The organism is Micromonospora sp. URMC 107, assembly GCF_051386315.1.
Taxonomy (GTDB): domain Bacteria; phylum Actinomycetota; class Actinomycetes; order Mycobacteriales; family Micromonosporaceae; genus Micromonospora.
In genome coordinates, this window is sequence record NZ_JBPQTK010000005.1 from 16,566 (window position 1) to 30,301 (window position 13,736).

16 protein-coding genes and 1 pseudogene are annotated in these 13,736 nt (G+C 68.8%); 8 read left to right on the forward strand and 9 right to left on the reverse strand.

Features of this window, described 5'->3' with window-relative positions; all coding sequences use genetic code 11:
- Positions 1 to 768: 768 nt before the first annotated feature.
- Complete coding sequence (locus ACSNN9_RS01915) at positions 769 to 1,077, reverse strand: hypothetical protein (protein ID WP_436670882.1); 309 nt, start codon at positions 1,075 to 1,077, stop codon at positions 769 to 771.
- Between the two features lie 199 nt (positions 1,078 to 1,276).
- Positions 1,277 to 1,855, reverse strand: a complete 579-nt coding sequence (locus ACSNN9_RS01920) for a hypothetical protein (RefSeq protein WP_436670883.1) — start codon at positions 1,853 to 1,855, stop codon at positions 1,277 to 1,279.
- A gap of 208 nt (positions 1,856 to 2,063) precedes the next feature.
- Here ACSNN9_RS01920 and ACSNN9_RS01925 point away from each other — a divergent pair, with 208 nt between their 5' ends.
- A complete protein-coding gene (locus ACSNN9_RS01925; protein ID WP_436670884.1) occupies positions 2,064 to 2,393 on the forward strand; it encodes a hypothetical protein in 330 nt (109 codons plus the stop codon).
- 182 nt (positions 2,394 to 2,575) lie between these two features.
- Here ACSNN9_RS01925 and ACSNN9_RS01930 read toward each other — a convergent pair whose 3' ends face one another.
- A complete protein-coding gene (locus tag ACSNN9_RS01930) occupies positions 2,576 to 2,815 on the reverse strand; it encodes a winged helix-turn-helix domain-containing protein (protein WP_013476970.1) in 240 nt (79 codons plus the stop codon).
- A 418-nt stretch (positions 2,816 to 3,233) separates the two neighbouring features.
- Here ACSNN9_RS01930 and ACSNN9_RS01935 point away from each other — a divergent pair, with 418 nt between their 5' ends.
- Together ACSNN9_RS01935 and ACSNN9_RS01940 are read left to right on the forward strand one after the other, a co-directional pair.
- Entirely contained in the window at positions 3,234 to 3,452 is a 219-nt protein-coding gene (locus ACSNN9_RS01935) for a flavin reductase (RefSeq protein ID WP_436670885.1), read from the forward strand.
- Entirely contained in the window at positions 3,449 to 3,622 is a 174-nt protein-coding gene (locus tag ACSNN9_RS01940) for a hypothetical protein (protein WP_350706644.1), read from the forward strand. The genes ACSNN9_RS01935 and ACSNN9_RS01940 overlap by 4 nt, the downstream gene beginning before the upstream one ends.
- A 763-nt stretch (positions 3,623 to 4,385) precedes the next feature.
- Here the strand turns inward: ACSNN9_RS01940 and ACSNN9_RS01945 are convergent.
- Positions 4,386 to 4,604, reverse strand: a complete 219-nt coding sequence (locus ACSNN9_RS01945; protein ID WP_436670886.1) for a hypothetical protein — start codon at positions 4,602 to 4,604, stop codon at positions 4,386 to 4,388.
- Positions 4,605 to 4,741: 137 nt separating this feature from the next.
- On the opposite strand from ACSNN9_RS01945, the gene ACSNN9_RS01950 reads away from it, so the two are divergent.
- Entirely contained in the window at positions 4,742 to 4,981 is a 240-nt protein-coding gene (locus tag ACSNN9_RS01950) for a hypothetical protein (protein ID WP_436670887.1), read from the forward strand.
- 184 nt (positions 4,982 to 5,165) lie between these two features.
- On the opposite strand, the gene ACSNN9_RS01955 is transcribed toward ACSNN9_RS01950, so the two are convergent.
- Both ACSNN9_RS01955 and ACSNN9_RS01960 read right to left on the reverse strand, forming a co-directional pair.
- Positions 5,166 to 5,807, reverse strand: a complete 642-nt coding sequence (locus tag ACSNN9_RS01955) for a hypothetical protein (RefSeq protein ID WP_436670888.1) — start codon at positions 5,805 to 5,807, stop codon at positions 5,166 to 5,168.
- A gap of 490 nt (positions 5,808 to 6,297) precedes the next feature.
- Positions 6,298 to 6,849: pseudogene (locus tag ACSNN9_RS01960) on the reverse strand (XRE family transcriptional regulator); the annotation flags it as partial.
- Between ACSNN9_RS01960 and ACSNN9_RS01965 the strand changes: the two are divergent.
- Both ACSNN9_RS01965 and ACSNN9_RS01970 read left to right on the forward strand, forming a co-directional pair.
- Positions 6,799 to 7,731: a helix-turn-helix domain-containing protein gene (locus ACSNN9_RS01965; protein WP_436670889.1), complete on the forward strand. Its 933-nt coding sequence runs from the start codon at positions 6,799 to 6,801 to the stop codon at positions 7,729 to 7,731. The pseudogene ACSNN9_RS01960 and the gene ACSNN9_RS01965 overlap by 51 nt on opposite strands.
- A gap of 62 nt (positions 7,732 to 7,793) precedes the next feature.
- A complete protein-coding gene (locus ACSNN9_RS01970) occupies positions 7,794 to 8,396 on the forward strand; it encodes a hypothetical protein (RefSeq protein WP_436670890.1) in 603 nt (200 codons plus the stop codon).
- Positions 8,397 to 8,586: 190 nt separating this feature from the next.
- On the opposite strand, the gene ACSNN9_RS01975 is transcribed toward ACSNN9_RS01970, so the two are convergent.
- The 3 genes from ACSNN9_RS01975 to ACSNN9_RS01985 all read right to left on the reverse strand — a co-directional run bounded on the left by ACSNN9_RS01975 (position 8,587) and on the right by ACSNN9_RS01985 (position 10,592).
- Positions 8,587 to 8,934, reverse strand: coding sequence for a hypothetical protein (locus ACSNN9_RS01975; RefSeq protein WP_358091581.1), 348 nt, complete (start codon positions 8,932 to 8,934; stop codon positions 8,587 to 8,589).
- A gap of 59 nt (positions 8,935 to 8,993) precedes the next feature.
- A complete protein-coding gene (locus ACSNN9_RS01980) occupies positions 8,994 to 9,428 on the reverse strand; it encodes a hypothetical protein (RefSeq protein ID WP_436670891.1) in 435 nt (144 codons plus the stop codon).
- Positions 9,429 to 9,527: 99 nt separating this feature from the next.
- A complete protein-coding gene (locus ACSNN9_RS01985; protein WP_436670892.1) occupies positions 9,528 to 10,592 on the reverse strand; it encodes a helix-turn-helix domain-containing protein in 1,065 nt (354 codons plus the stop codon).
- 295 nt (positions 10,593 to 10,887) lie between these two features.
- On the opposite strand from ACSNN9_RS01985, the gene ACSNN9_RS01990 reads away from it, so the two are divergent.
- A complete protein-coding gene (locus ACSNN9_RS01990; RefSeq protein ID WP_436670893.1) occupies positions 10,888 to 11,568 on the forward strand; it encodes a DUF1028 domain-containing protein in 681 nt (226 codons plus the stop codon).
- 381 nt (positions 11,569 to 11,949) lie between these two features.
- Positions 11,950 to 13,377 (forward strand): rifampin monooxygenase, encoded by a 1,428-nt coding sequence (gene rox, locus ACSNN9_RS01995; protein ID WP_436670894.1) that lies wholly within the window; start codon positions 11,950 to 11,952, stop codon positions 13,375 to 13,377.
- Positions 13,378 to 13,736: the final 359 nt, after the last annotated feature.

The following is a 13,736-nucleotide window of genomic DNA, read 5'->3' on the forward strand; positions in this document are numbered from 1 at the left end:
TAGCCACAATCCTGCCGGCCTGGTCACCCTTTCCTCAACCGGCTCTGCAGGCCGACCGGCTGCGGCGGTGTGGGGAACTTTCTGTACGTCTATCAAGGCGGCCCTGAACGGGCCGCACGCGCCGCCGCCTGGGCTCGCGCCGGCCGCTGCCGCTGTCGCTTCGCGCCCGTCACGCCTGACGCCCGGCGGCTGGCGCGGAGAGCGGGGAGACCCGGGCCGCCGCAGACGGGGTAGCGGGGAGAGTGGTGGAGGTGCGTCGCCGGCAGCCGGCCGCGCCGGGCCTGAGCAGCGCGGCGCAGCGAGGGCCTGCCGGGTCCGCGCGGCAAGCCCAAGCACGGGGGCGGTGGCCGCGCGAGGCATGCCGGTCGTCCAGGAGCCGGCTCGCAGCCGCTCCGGGTCAGGTCAACCGCTCACCTGGGAGGGGGGAGGGGTGGCCAGCTCCGACCCCGGGAGCCGGGTCCGTGCCGGGCGGGGTTGGGTCAACTGCGCCACTGTGGCGGTGTCCGCTGGAGGCGTGGTTCGTGACACGGAGAGCCGACTCACGCTGTTTCGGCAGCGTCCGTACGTGCGCAAAGTCCGCTTGACGTGGCGGGCCGGGCGGCGGCCCGAAATCCCCGACCGACAAGGCAAGCAAGAACGGGGCGAACTCGCCTTGGAGGGATCCGGAAGTTCCTCCGGGACGAAGGGATCCGACCTCGTCAGCGGGGCGGCTTGCGGGCTTGACATGCATAGGAGCATCGGGATGGCAATTCGGTCCGGCTATATCGCCTACTTCACCGTCTGCATCGGCTGACCGGTCAAGACGCTGTAGCCGACAGTAGCCAAGATCATGAAGCCGGACGCTGCGAAAGCTATGCCAATCAGCCGTTCCAGCAGGATGAAGCGCGCTAGACGCTCCTCGTGCGGGATATCTGGCAGCCAGCGCCATGGCGGAACTCGCTGTAGCACGCTCGCGGTGGACATCGATCGCCGCACGTGCCACTCCGTCACGCCGCGGAAGTTGGTGGACAGGGCGACGCCTACCAGGCTCACAGCCGGGCCGATGATGACAGCCGCCAGGACACGCCATGTTTCCATCTGGTCCCCTCCGGTGTGGTTACCGGATCTTAGTTGGCCACCCCGGCAATTGGGTGACCAAGTGAGTGACGACCGGCGCGGACCCAACGGACAAGCCTGGACACTGACGGACCATTTGGCAGCCCAAGGGTTGTGAAGCAGCAGCTCAGGGGGTGCTGGTTGCACCGGGGTCAAGCAGACGGGCGCCGGCCTTCCCCTCTCACATGTAGTCACGCCAGAGGGTCACAGTCACCCTGGGCTCTCGGAACTCCTGATCGATGTAGTGGGCGAGGTCGTGGCCATACACGATGGTGTCGGTCAGCCGGTGGATGGACAGCACGGGATGCCCGAAGGAGCCGCAGCCGGCCGGCAGGTAGCGGTGGGCGTACACGGGAACCATCTGGGGAACGTCGGCGAGAAGGCGTTTCGCCTTGGCAATGCGCCGGACGGGGTCGTGAGGGCGATTGCCCCACCCGGGTGGCCACTCGCCCTGCTCGATGTCGTCGAGCGCGGTGGTGAGCGGCCAGTCAACCTGCTCTTGCAGGGTGGTGGAGTCAAGTTGACGCCAGTTCGGCCAGCTCCAACTTGCCTTGTCGGGGTGGTCATCGTGGCCAGGTGTCCAGACTGGCAGTCCGGCCGCGAGGAAGGCGCGGTGGTCGTCGGCGAACTCGAAGCCGAACCGTCGCTCGATGCTGACGAACTCGGCGTCGGTGAGCCCTGGCTGGATGTCCACCAGGTCCAGTTGTGCTAACCGCCGAGCGGCCTCGATACCCAATGCGACACCGGCACCATCCGTCACCGGAGAAGCGTAGCGACCTGGCCGCCGTACGCGCGTGCGGGTAAGGGGAGGCGCGGGGGCAGCAGAGAGGCAGCGAACGAGACGGCAACCGATACCACCGGACGTGGGTGGAGCCCGAACAACATGCATTCCTAACAGCGGCCGACAGCCGTCGGTGCTCTCCACCCGCCTTCACACCGAAGCGGCCGGCGTCGGGGACAATACGGCCGTGAGTTGGGAAGAGTTCCTGTGGCATATGGAGCACCGCCTGGGCATGTACGTCGGGCGGCCGACGTACGAGCGAGCGTTCTCGTTGCTGACGGGGTTTGCCCTCGCGCGTGGTCAGGCTGAGTTGGCGGCGTTCCAAAAGTGGATGTCTGCCCGTCATCCCGGCAGTCCTCTCGTCTTCTCGTCTTTAGCGCTCGCCGAGACCTTCGGTATGGGTGCCATCGAGGTTGGCCTTGTCAGCGACGACGACTACAAGCGCGCTGTCTCGAACCTTTGCCGGCTCTTTCGGGAGTTCCTAGGGCAGCATGCGTCGACCGCGCACCACCACTAGAGACGTTGACCCTGTTGCTGTCGACAGCAACGGTGACAGCAACCAGCCGGGACGAAGACAGTCGCTGGCGGCCGAGCGTGAACCTCCGCCCGAGGTCGCGTCCGCGGACAGACGTTGCGGGACGGAGCGCGCAGAACTTACAAGCGAGGGGTCCAGCCGCGCGGCCGGGCTGGGGGAGTGGCCTACTCGGCGACGAAGACGCCCACGCCTGGCAGGGTTTCGGTCATTCCCTTGATCCGTAGCACCTGCATCGCTCGGTCGATTACGGGCTCTGTAACGCCGTAGTGCTCGATCAACTCGCGGCGGCTGGGCAGCTTGGAGCCCGGCGGGAACTCGCCGGATGCGATGCGTTCGGCGAGGTCGTCAGCGATCTGCTCATAGCGGTAACGCGGTGGCACGGTGTTCCCCTCGGTTGGCAACACGAGTAGACCACCTACGTCAGCCCTTGACTACCCAACGGTACCTATGGGAGGTTGCCGAGGAGGTCGATTCCCCCGGTTGGCGCTGTGGGCCGTCCTCGCCGGCGTGGATGTCCGGCGCATGCCCCGCGATCGGGCATCCACGCCTCCGGACAACTGCGGCACGAGGAGGCGGCAGTGCTCCCTTCCAATCCCCCAACTCGGCGGCTAGTGGCCCCGGCGGCTGTGGCGAGCCGATGAAGCGGATCTCGTATGACGAGTACATCCTGGCGGCAGCGCTCACCCTCGCCCGTCGCCACCGGCCCGTCTGGTCGTGGCGGCATTGGCGACGAATCTGCCGGTGCGGCGCGCACCTGCCCTGTCGGAGCCGTCACCGCATCCCGATCAACCGTGGTCACTGGCCCAGCCAGGACGGCCCGCGATGACCACTCACCCCCCGATCAAGCCGGCCTGGACGTGCGGCGGCTGTGCGGGGGAGTGGCCCTGCCAGGCGAGGCGGCGAGAGCTGCGAGCCGAGTACGACCGCGCCCCGGTGCCGCTGGCCCTCTACCTGGCTGCCCAGCTCATCGACGCCGCCCAGGACCTGGCCCATGTCCCCGCCGGCCACCTGCACCACCGATTCCTCGGCTGGACCCGATGAGCATCCTGCGGCCCGGAGACGAGAAGTTCCACTACAGCGACGGCTCGCACAAGTGGATTCCGCCGGACCCTGACTACGACCAGGAGGTCTGGGACGAGCAGGTCCGCCAGCACAAGCAGGGTCACCTGAGGAACGAGCAACCCAAGGTCCGCATCCAGCGCCTCGTCTGATGCCAGCAGTACAGCAGCGAAGTACAGCAACCGTGGCAGCCGAACCGGGCCGAGAAGCGCGTCAGCAGACCGTCTGACCTCGCATCGAGTCCGATTCAACCGGCCCGCCGAGAGTTCACACCGAAGAGGTCACTGGTTCGATCCTGGGGAGGTGCGGGCAACCGTACGCCCACTGAGGACCAGTGCGGCTGCCGCGATAAATGCGGGCACAAAGGACACTACTAGTCCGATCTTACCCAGTTCGACCCATGCTGGATATACTCGATCGAACGCGGCCGGAAGTGCTTCATCGATTTCTGTTGGTTCGTCAGATAGCCATAGCCGGCCCCCGGAGCAGCAACAGCAAAGCACGCTGAGCAGGCTCATTGCGAGGGCGGCTACCTTCGGGCTCTGTTGACCCGTCCTGACCCACAACGCGACGCCAGCCGAGGCAGGCGCGAAGAAAAGCGCATACCACAGGGTAAGCCGAGCTTCGAAATGGAAGTAGGACGCCTTGAGTGCGACCGAACTGCTGTCTACCGGGACGCTGGAACGGCCCGCTGCGTCGTTTACGGCAGCGTTGATGCCCCTTGGGCGTATATGGCGGAAATCGCCGCGAATATTAGCAACGACGCCTGAAGAGCCAACAATGCGCTTGCGATGTTGACTCCCAGCGGGAGCCGTCGAGGCGGCAGCCCGCCAGCTGAGTTCGTGCTAGTTGGAACCACTAGGTGATGCTAGATGGCGATCGCCGAACACTTGCCGGCCTGTACGCCGGTTTTCGCTAGACCGACGGTTCGTGAAAGTAGACCGTGGCCGACCACCAGTCACCGTCGGCGTTGACCTCGTTGCGCAAGATGACGTCCTGGACGTCGATGCCGGGCCGCTGTTCGATGCTGTCTGCGATGCGGCGTAGCAGCGCCGGGACACTGTCCTGGCCGGGGCCGGCTGGGTTGCCTTGCGAGAAGTGCTTGATGATCCACGATTCCGGTTCAGGCGACATGATGGCAGTCTGCCAGCGTTTCGAACGCGGCCGTCTCCAGTGTGGGCACCACGGGGCACAAGGCAGTGCTCCGTATCCGCGTTACGCCGAAGCAGTCGGGGGTGAGGTGGGTATCGCTGTCGTGGCAGCATGCGGCGGTGACCTTCGATGATGACCGGTACCTGGATGCCTTCGTCGACTACAGCAGGGGGCATCATTTCGTTCGGCTTGACGTCGAAGTGCCAGCGGAGACTCTGACGGAAGGGTTGGCCGGTCCCGATGACGACGTGCCGCACGGCTCGTTGTGGTTGTCGGCGGACCGGGCGGAGGCCCTGGCCAGGTCGTTGCTCAGTTGCGCGGCAGAGGTGAGGGAGCAGAGCCGCAAGCGCGACGCGTGAGTGACTGACCGGGTGACGATCGGGTTGGACGCCGACGGACGAGCATGGGCACCGGCGGACCCATCCGGCAGCTCAGCGCCTGTGAAACAGCAGGTCACCGATGCCCGGGGGCCAAGGAGTCAGCAGCGATTGAGGCTCCTGGATCAGAAACAGCAGCGTGTCCGGGGGCGAGTGCTTGTCGTGCTCAGAAGGGTGGCTCGTGTTCGAAGAGCCGCTCTTTGTCCGCAGATTCCGTGGGCGAGTCAGTGTCTCTTCCTTGGAGCCCGCTCGAAAATGGTGTCGTCGTCTCGGGCTGTTCGTTGCAGGCGTCGAGAATGTCGGTCGCACGGCCACGGTGATATTCATCAGTGGTTTCGGCCAACGCGGCGTGTATCAAGGGAAGAAGGTCGGCTCGTCGGATCAATTCGGGAATGTCCAGGAGCAGCGCCGCCGCGATGGCTGCGGCGTGTCGGGTAGCAGGGTCAGGGTCGTGCAGGAAGGCGGAGGCCGCCTGGAGGATTACAGGGCGCTGGGCACGGAGATCGGCCATTGCCGCGTAGCCGTCCAGTGAGAAGCCGAGACGTTCCAGCTGTGCCACTGCGGCATCGCTGACGTCGTCGGCGATCGCCCCCAGCCGGTCCAGGAGCAGCACTCGCAGCGGACGGGGCGGAACGGCCCGATAGTGGATTTGCTCATCAACGAGGGTCTTGGCGGCGCCAGGTTCGGACAGGATCGCCGCGAGGTACAAGGTGGCGGGTACGGTGGCCGGATAGATGCTGTTCTGGTGGTACACCGTGTTGAAGAGGTGTTCCAGCGCGTCGGCTCTGACTATGGCATCGTCATCCATCAGTCTGGTAAGCGTCGACGGTGTGTCCTCGGCCGGTCCGTATGCGTGCCAGAGCGAGGCCCAGTCCGTGCCGTGAAGGAGACTGCGAGGAGCAGGCAGCGGACGAATCCCTGCCGGCTCGCCCGGGTAGCGGGCACCGGTTGGCGTCACATGCAGAGGTTATAGGACGTGGTGAGGCAGCCAGGGCGCAGCGAAAGCAACAGCAACGGCCAGCGAACCGGTCGGTGGGTTCACTTCGCCGGGCGGAACGGGCAAGATCAGCCGTCGGGCCGAATCGCCGAGACGCGGAGGCATCACTATGACCCCAGACGAAGCTGAGCAGCAGGCGAGGATCAGGTTCCTTCACGCCGGGACGGGGTTCTTCCGCGCTGGGCAAGTGGCCGCCTGGGCGGGGGTGGTCTACGCCGTCGTAGCGGTGATTCAGCGAGTCAGCGGCTAACAGTCCGGGGCTGCCGACCGGTGCCACATCCACGCTCTTGTCATGCCCGCAACGCGCCCGGTCGGCGTCGGTCTGGGCCTGCTCGCCGGGTCGGATCAGCCCGAGGCGGGCGTAGAGCATGGATCGGAAGGTCGCCATGCGCCAGGCCGGGACGGCGCCGTCGGAGATTTCGCCGTCGGATGAGGCGGTGTGGTCGAAGACCCGTTGTGCGTCCTCGTCCGAGGCGATGGCTGCGGCGGTGTCGCCTCGTCCGGCGGCGACGTATGCGCGGGCCATCAGTGCTTGGAGCCGGCCGAGTCGGGGACGGTCGGACAAGGCGATGGCTTCGTCCGCGTAGCGCTGCGCGACGGGCAGTGCGGCGCCCTCGTAGGCCAGGGCGATGGCGGCTCGGCCGCGCACCCAGACACGGACGACGAGGTCGTCGGAGCGATCGGCAGCGATCCGGGCGGTGTCGTACCAGCCGATCGCCTCGGTCGGGTCCTTGGTCGTCTTGCCGTAGGTGGTCAGGGCGCGGGCGGCGGTGGCCCACATGGTCGGGCTGTCGAGTTGCTGTTGCATGACGACGAGGTCGCTCGCGAGCCGTGTTTGCAGCAAATCCGCGCCGATCTCCTTCGGGTCGAGACTGCGGCAATTCTTGGACGTGATGCGCGGTCCGCCGAGCTGGCCGAGCGTACGGAAGGCATCTCCCGGATTCGGGCGGCCCTGTCCACGTACGGGATGGCGTTCGGCCAACCGGTTGCTTGGCGGGACGCGTCACCTGACCAGTTGAGCCGTGCGGTGGGACACGCGTGGACCACCTACCAGCACGCCCGGTATCCGCAGTTGATCGAGCAACTGCCGATGCTGTTGACGGATGTCCAACGGCTTCAGGCACAGGACCCGAATGCTGACCGTACGGCCGTGGTGGAGGCGTACCGGGTGACGGCGGCGCTGCTGGTCAAGCTCGACGAGGCAAGCCTCGCCTGGCTGGCCGCCGACCGGGCGATGTCCGCCGCGACCGGTGACCGGGTGCTGCTGGCCTGCGCGGCGGTGCAGCTCGGCCAGGTGCTGCGCGCGTCGGCGCGGGCGAAGTCGGTGCTGCTGGCCGCCGCGTACCGGATTGCTCCAGCCGACCTGGGCGACGGCCACGACCACCACCACACGGCCTTTGGACCGACGGCCGTCGACCTGGCCCGAGTGGCCGCCGCAGTCGAACTGGACGACGGGACCGATGCGGTTGTCCAGCACGAGAGAACCATCGAGCGAGACGGATGGCGTTGGCTGCCGCTCGAACATCGGGCCGCGCATCTGGTCGACGCCGCGCGTGCGTACCTCCAGATTGGCGATGTGACCGAGGCGGCTCGGTCGCTGATGCGGGCCGACAACATCGTGCCGTCGGAGATACGACACCGACCGGCGGCGCGGAACGTCGTCGTCGAGGTCGCCCAACATCCGGACGCGCCTACGACGATCACTGATTTCGCCACCAGTCTGGGCCTGGCCTGAGCGCGGGCGCCTTCGGACGACCGGGCGCGGGGATGTCCGCCTCTGCTGTTACTTTGCCGGCCGTGAATGACCAGTTGACGTGGATCGACCGGATCATCGAGGTGACCGGGTGGCACCACGAGCCCGAGGCTGGTGCCGGCTGGCAGCAGGTGGAAGCGGAGCTGGGCGTAGCGCTGCCGTCGGACTTCAAGGAGCTGTGTCGACGGTTCGTGCCGGGGGCGTTCTACGCGTACCTGGACCTTCTGCGGCCGACCGACGACCACGCGCAACCGCTGCTCCGGACGTGGGCCTCCTGTCGGCAGTGGGCAGCCGGGCATGAGTCCCCGCGGCTGTGGGCCCCCTACGAGATGTACGAGCCCGACAAGGGATCGGGGCTGATCCAGTGGGGCAGCGATCAGACCGAGGGGGAGTACTACTGGCTGGCGGACCGCTCGGTGGAGCCCGACCGGTGGCCTGTGGTCGCACGGTGGGACGGCATCGAGCCGTGGCACCAGCTCGACATGTCGACGGCCGAGTTCGTCTACCGGGTGATCGCGGATCCGGAGTTCAAGCCGTTCACGGTGGCCGACCCACCGCGGCGACCCTTCTACCTGCCGCACTGGGCGCCGCTCCCGATGAGCGCCGACGACTGGGACGCTCTCACCGACCCGAATCGCAACAGCTGAACCACGTCCTCGGACCGCTGGCGTTCGGGGGCGAACAGTCAGCGGCCCGCCTGGCTTCGCTCCGAAGCCGTCCTGGCGTACCTCTGCGGAGGTGCACCCGTCCCCGCGAGTTCGGACGGGTGCGCCGCACACCATCGCGCTCTGCCGTCTGCGACGGCCTTGGATCTGAATGCTGGTGCGCGGCTGCGGCTCAGACGCCGCAGGAGACCGTAGCGCCTCCGCCGGAGAGCAGGTCGCTTCGGGACCAGCCTGACACGCCGGTCGCGCGGTTGTGCAGGTAGGTCCAGCGGGCGCCGTCGTGCCCGGTCCGCCAGCAGCGGAACGTCGCGGTCTGACCGGGCTGGCCCTGGCCGCGTGAGGTGCAGTCGGGGCCGGGCCCGGTGCGGATGTTGATGCCGGTCCCGGCGAACGTGCCGTTGACCTGTGGCTCGAAGCTGGCGATACCCTGCGGGCAGGACGCTTGGGCCGGAGCGGCGACCGCCAGCACGGCGGCGCTGCCCAACATGACGGCGGCGATCGAGATGCGTGCGAGTCTCATGCGGATCTCCTCGACGATGTGACGGAACTGTGGGCTCAGCCGTGCCGGTGGATGCGGGATCAGAAGTGGGGATCGAGACCGCTGCCCCAGGTGTACGAACCGGTGGCGGACAGCCGGAAGTCACATTGGATGTGGTACGACCAGCCGCCGTTCTCCTCGGTCAGGTAGCTGTGGTGCCGGTAGGTTCCGGCGCTGGGGACCCCGGGCCAGAGTTGGTCCGTCCAGGTGTACGTGCCGGGCAGGATGCGGCCGGTGTAGGTCTCGCACGGTGCCGATGTGGGGAAGGTCCACCAGCCGTAGGTGCCGTCCCTGAGCGTGATCTGGCGGCTGACGAGTGCGACCGGCATCCCGCTGGTCGGCGCGGCGCTCAGGTCCTGGGTCTTCTGGTTGTAGGCCACGTCGGCGGCCCGCGCCGGGCCGGACAGGACCGGCAGCATGGCGAGGACCAGGGCCGCCGCGGTGGCCCGGTAGAGTCGCTTTGCCCACGAGCGCATGATTTCCCTTCTCAGTGCTGTCGCTTCGGATGAGCGACTTCCTGAGACGAGACTGCCCGCGGCATCCACGCTTGTCATTGCGATGGGGTGCACAGGTGTTTAGTCTCCGTGCACGGTCGGGAATAGCTGGCGAAACTCGGTGGGCGATCGGCCGTAACGGGCGCGGAACGCCTGGCTGAAATGCGCGGCGCTGGTGAAGCCCCACCGGGCGGCGATCGCGTTGATCGTACGGGCGGCGAGCCGGGGCTCGGCGAGGTCGCGTCGGCACCGCTCGAGGCGCTGTTCGCGGATCCAGCCGGCGACGGTGTGCTCCTCCTGCTGGAAGAGCTTGTGGAGGTAGCGCACGGAGATGTGGTGCGCTGCGGCGATCACCTCCGGGGTCAGGCCCGGGTCGCCGAGATGGTCGCGGATGAAGGCGTGGATGCGGGCGGTCAGCGCCCGCCGGCGCGTGTCCGCGGGGACGCCCTTCCGGGTGTCGAGCGCGTCGGCCAACGCCGTTGTCAGCACGTCGAGCGTCAGAGTGGCCACCCGCGCGGTCTCGGCCGGGGTCAGTCCGTCCATCTGGTCGGCGAGCTGTAGCAGGAACCGCGACGACAACGCGCCGACGCCGCGGGCGCCGGAAATGCGGACGGCGCTCAGTTCACGCAGTTCCCGGGGAGGAAACGGCAGCAGAGCCCGGGGGAAACGCAGGAGCAGCATCCGGCTCGTCGAATCGTCCGGCCGGAGCTCGGCCACGTACGGACGCGAGGTGTCGTAGAGCACGAGATCCCCGGCGCCGAACTCCGCGCGCCTGCCGTCCTGCGTCAGGGTGCCGCTGCCACTGACCATGCAGCTCACCTTGAACACTTCCGGGTCGGCCTGCCGGATCAGCCGGGGCGTGCGGCGCACCGAGTGCGCCATCGTCGTCATCAGGGTCGCCTGCACCGGGCCGAACCCGCTGATGCCGACCCGCGCCTCGAATCCGGTCTCCGCCTGCCGCTCCCGGGCCAGGTCGTACGGTACCCAGAGCTTCGCGCTGACCTCGCGCCAGAAGGCGAACCGGTCGCCTGGCGAGACGTCGGCAGTGCTGACAACGTCCATCGACCAACCATAATGACCAGCCCGGGCGAGCCCATCGAATTCCCACCGGTGCGGTGCGCAGTCGTGCGACCCGGATCCGCACACTCGCCGGGGTTCGAGACCCGCCGGTGGCCGCTCGGTGGGTGCTCCGGTGCAGTGGGCGGGCCAGCATTTGGTGGACTGAGCGGGATGTGACCATGGGGTGCTACGCCGTCATGTGGCGCCGGTTGATCCGTCGCGCATGGCCGACCGCCGCTGCCCTCGATGCCCGCACGGCCCTCTCGAGCCTCGTCGCCCGACGTGATCCACCCACCGGGCAGCGGGCGGTGGCGGGGTGGCCGGCACGGCCGGATTCGTGGGTCTGAGGCATGGCGGGCGTGCGGCCGGGTACCCGCCGGCCGTGACCTTCTCGATTGCGGCGCGGTGTCCGCGTACCGGACAGCTCGGGGTGGGGGCCCTGACGGCAAGGCCCGCGGTCGGCAAGCTCGTCGCGCACGTCCACTCCGGCGGTGGCGCGGTGGCGACCCAGGCCACCCCCAACCCGTTCCTGGCCTACGACGGCCTGCCGCTGCTCGCCGAGGGCCGCTCACCCCGGGACGTCCTGACCGAACTGCTGGCCCGGGACCCGGGTCGGGACGTGCGGCAGGTCGGCATGGTCGACCGCCTGGGACGCTCGCACGCCTTCACCGGCACCCGTACGAAGGAATGGGCGGGACACCACACCGGGCCGGGTCACGCGGTGCAGGGCAACCGCCTGGTGGGCCCGGAGACTCTCGCGGAGATCGTCCGGGTCTTCGAGGCCAGCCGGGAACTCGATCTGGCGGAGCGGCTCGTGCTGGCCATCGTGGCCGGCGAGGACGCCGGGGGCGACCGGCACGGCGCACGGTCGGCGACCGTGACGGTCATCGGCGACCAGCCGTACCCGCTCTGGGACGTGCGGGTCGACGACGCCGAGCGCCCGGCGCGGGAACTGCGACGGCTGCACGGCGTCTTCCAGGAGGAGGTGCTGCCGACCATCCGGCAGCTGCCCACCCGCGACGATCCCATGGGCGAGGCCGCCCGACAGGCGCTCGGGGGATAGCGGGCTTCTCCCTCAGCCGGGGCGCGCCGACGCCGTCTCGCGCCGGCGCTGTCTCGGCACGGCTGGAAGCGCGGCGGGCGCGGTCGGGAGTTCCGCCAAGAGCAAAGGCAGGGAAGCTGTCCGCTCCCTGCCACTCTCAACGTATATCGCACCGGGGGTCTTGCGGCAAGACCCGGGTCGTGGCGCAGAATCGTCGACCGAGGGCAGAACCTGCCGAATTCAGAGATTCGTGACGTACGCGTGCTGTTGTCGGAGTACGGGTCGCGCGCGGACGTCGCACCGCCGCAGCGCCCGCGGACCGGCACGGAGGTGCGGGCGTACGTCCCGCCGGATCGCGCCACGCGACCGGCCGGATCTCGATCTCGTTTGATGAGGGGTTCCATGATCGACGTGATCGTGGTCGGCGGTGGGCCGACCGGTTTCATGCTGGCCAGCGAGTTGCGGCTGCACGGCGTGCGCGTGCTCGTGCTGGAGAGGGAGGCGGAGCCGACCAGGTACGTCCGCGCGCTCGGCCTGCACGCGCGCAGCATCGAGGTGCTGGACCAGCGCGGCCTGCTGGAGCGGTTCCTCGCGCTCGGCAGGCAGTACCCGGTCGGCGGGTTCTTCGCCGGCATCGCCAAGCCGCCACCGGACCGGCTGGACACCGCACACCCGTACGTCCTCGGCATCCCGCAGCCCACCACCGACCGCCTGCTGGAGGAGCGCGCCACGGAGCTCGGTGCCGAGCTTCGGCGGGGCTGCGAGCTGGTGGGGCTGAGCCAGGGCGACGACGGGGTGACCGCCGAGCTGGCCGACGGCACGCGACTGCGCTCGCGCTACCTCGTCGGCTGCGACGGCGGACGTAGCACGGTGCGCAACCTGCTCGGCGTCGGCTTCCCGGGCGAACCCACGCGGGTCGAGACGCTGCTGGGCGAGATGGAGGTGACCGAGGACCCGGAGACGGTGGCGGCCGTGGTGGCCGAGGTCCGCAAGACCCAACTGCGGTTCGGCGTCGGCCCCCTCGGGGACGGGGTGTACCGCGTCGTCGTGCCGGCCGAGGGGGTGGCCGAGGACCGCACGGTCCCGCCGTCCATCGAGGACTTCCGGCGGCAGTTGCGGGTGTACGCCGGCACCGACTTCGGCGTGCACTCACCGCGCTGGCTCTCCCGCTTCGGCGACGCCACCCGGCTGGCCGAGCGCTACCGGGTCGGCCGGGTGCTGCTGGCCGGCGACGCGGCACACATCCACCCGCCCACCGGCGGGCAGGGGCTCAACCTCGGCATCCAGGACGCGTTCAACCTCGGCTGGAAACTGGCCGCCGAGGTGAACGGCTGGGCGCCGGAAGGGCTGCTCGACAGCTACCACACCGAACGGCGCCCGGTGGCCGCCGACGTGCTGGACAACACCCGCGCGCAGATGGAGCTGCTCTCCACCGAGCCGGGTCCCCGGGCGGTGCGGCGGCTGCTGTCGGAACTGATGAACTTCCAGGACGTGAACCGGTACCTGACCGAGAAGATCACCGCCATCGAGGTCCGCTACGACTTCGGCGAGGGGCACGAACTGCTCGGCAGGCGGATGCGCGACATCGGCCTGACGCGGGGCCGCCTCTACGGGCTGCTGCACGCTGGTCGCGGGCTACTCCTCGACCGGACCGGCCGGCTCTCGGTCGCCGGGTGGGCCGACCGGATCGACCACGTCGTCGACGGCAGCGAGGAACTGGACGTGCCGGCCGTGCTGCTGCGGCCGGACGGTCACGTGGCCTGGGTCGGCGAAGACCAGGCAGATCTCCTCCACCGGATGCCGAGGTGGTTCGGCGCCCCCGTCGGCTGAGCACGCAGTCGGACGCCGTCCCCACAGCGCCGCCGACGGTCCCCCGAGCGGAGTGTCGGTTGGGCCGGTGTGAGCCGACGACGGGCGGGTAAGGGGGCGCCAGCAGCCCGTCGTCGGTCCCAGGGCGACACGGTGTTGGCCGGACCGGGCCGCCAGGCCCACGCGCGCCGGGGCGTCGCACCACGCGGCGTTCACCGCGGGCGCACCCTCCTCCGTCCACACCCGCGCCACCGGGAATCCCAGGTCGCGCAGCGCGTTGGCGAGCCAGTTGGCGGACCGGAGCAGCTCGATCTCGCGTTCCGGGAGCCCGGCGACCGAGCGGATGCGCACCCACCTGACAGGTTCGGCGATCAGGTCGG

What these genes read in the sequence shown, in the direction of transcription:
- ACSNN9_RS01980 (WP_436670891.1), bottom strand. Translation starts at nt 9,428, where the DNA reads ATGCGCTCGTGGGCAAAGCGACTCTACCGGGCCACCGCGGCGGCCCTG.
- ACSNN9_RS01955 (WP_436670888.1), bottom strand. Translation starts at nt 5,807, where the DNA reads ATGGATGACGATGCCATAGTCAGAGCCGACGCGCTGGAACACCTCTTC.
- ACSNN9_RS01945 (WP_436670886.1), bottom strand. Translation starts at nt 4,604, where the DNA reads ATGTCGCCTGAACCGGAATCGTGGATCATCAAGCACTTCTCGCAAGGC.
- ACSNN9_RS01935 (WP_436670885.1), top strand. Translation starts at nt 3,234, where the DNA reads ATGACCACTCACCCCCCGATCAAGCCGGCCTGGACGTGCGGCGGCTGT.
- rox (WP_436670894.1), top strand. Translation starts at nt 11,950, where the DNA reads ATGATCGACGTGATCGTGGTCGGCGGTGGGCCGACCGGTTTCATGCTG.
- ACSNN9_RS01975 (WP_358091581.1), bottom strand. Translation starts at nt 8,934, where the DNA reads ATGAGACTCGCACGCATCTCGATCGCCGCCGTCATGTTGGGCAGCGCC.
- ACSNN9_RS01940 (WP_350706644.1), top strand. Translation starts at nt 3,449, where the DNA reads ATGAGCATCCTGCGGCCCGGAGACGAGAAGTTCCACTACAGCGACGGC.
- ACSNN9_RS01915 (WP_436670882.1), bottom strand. Translation starts at nt 1,077, where the DNA reads ATGGAAACATGGCGTGTCCTGGCGGCTGTCATCATCGGCCCGGCTGTG.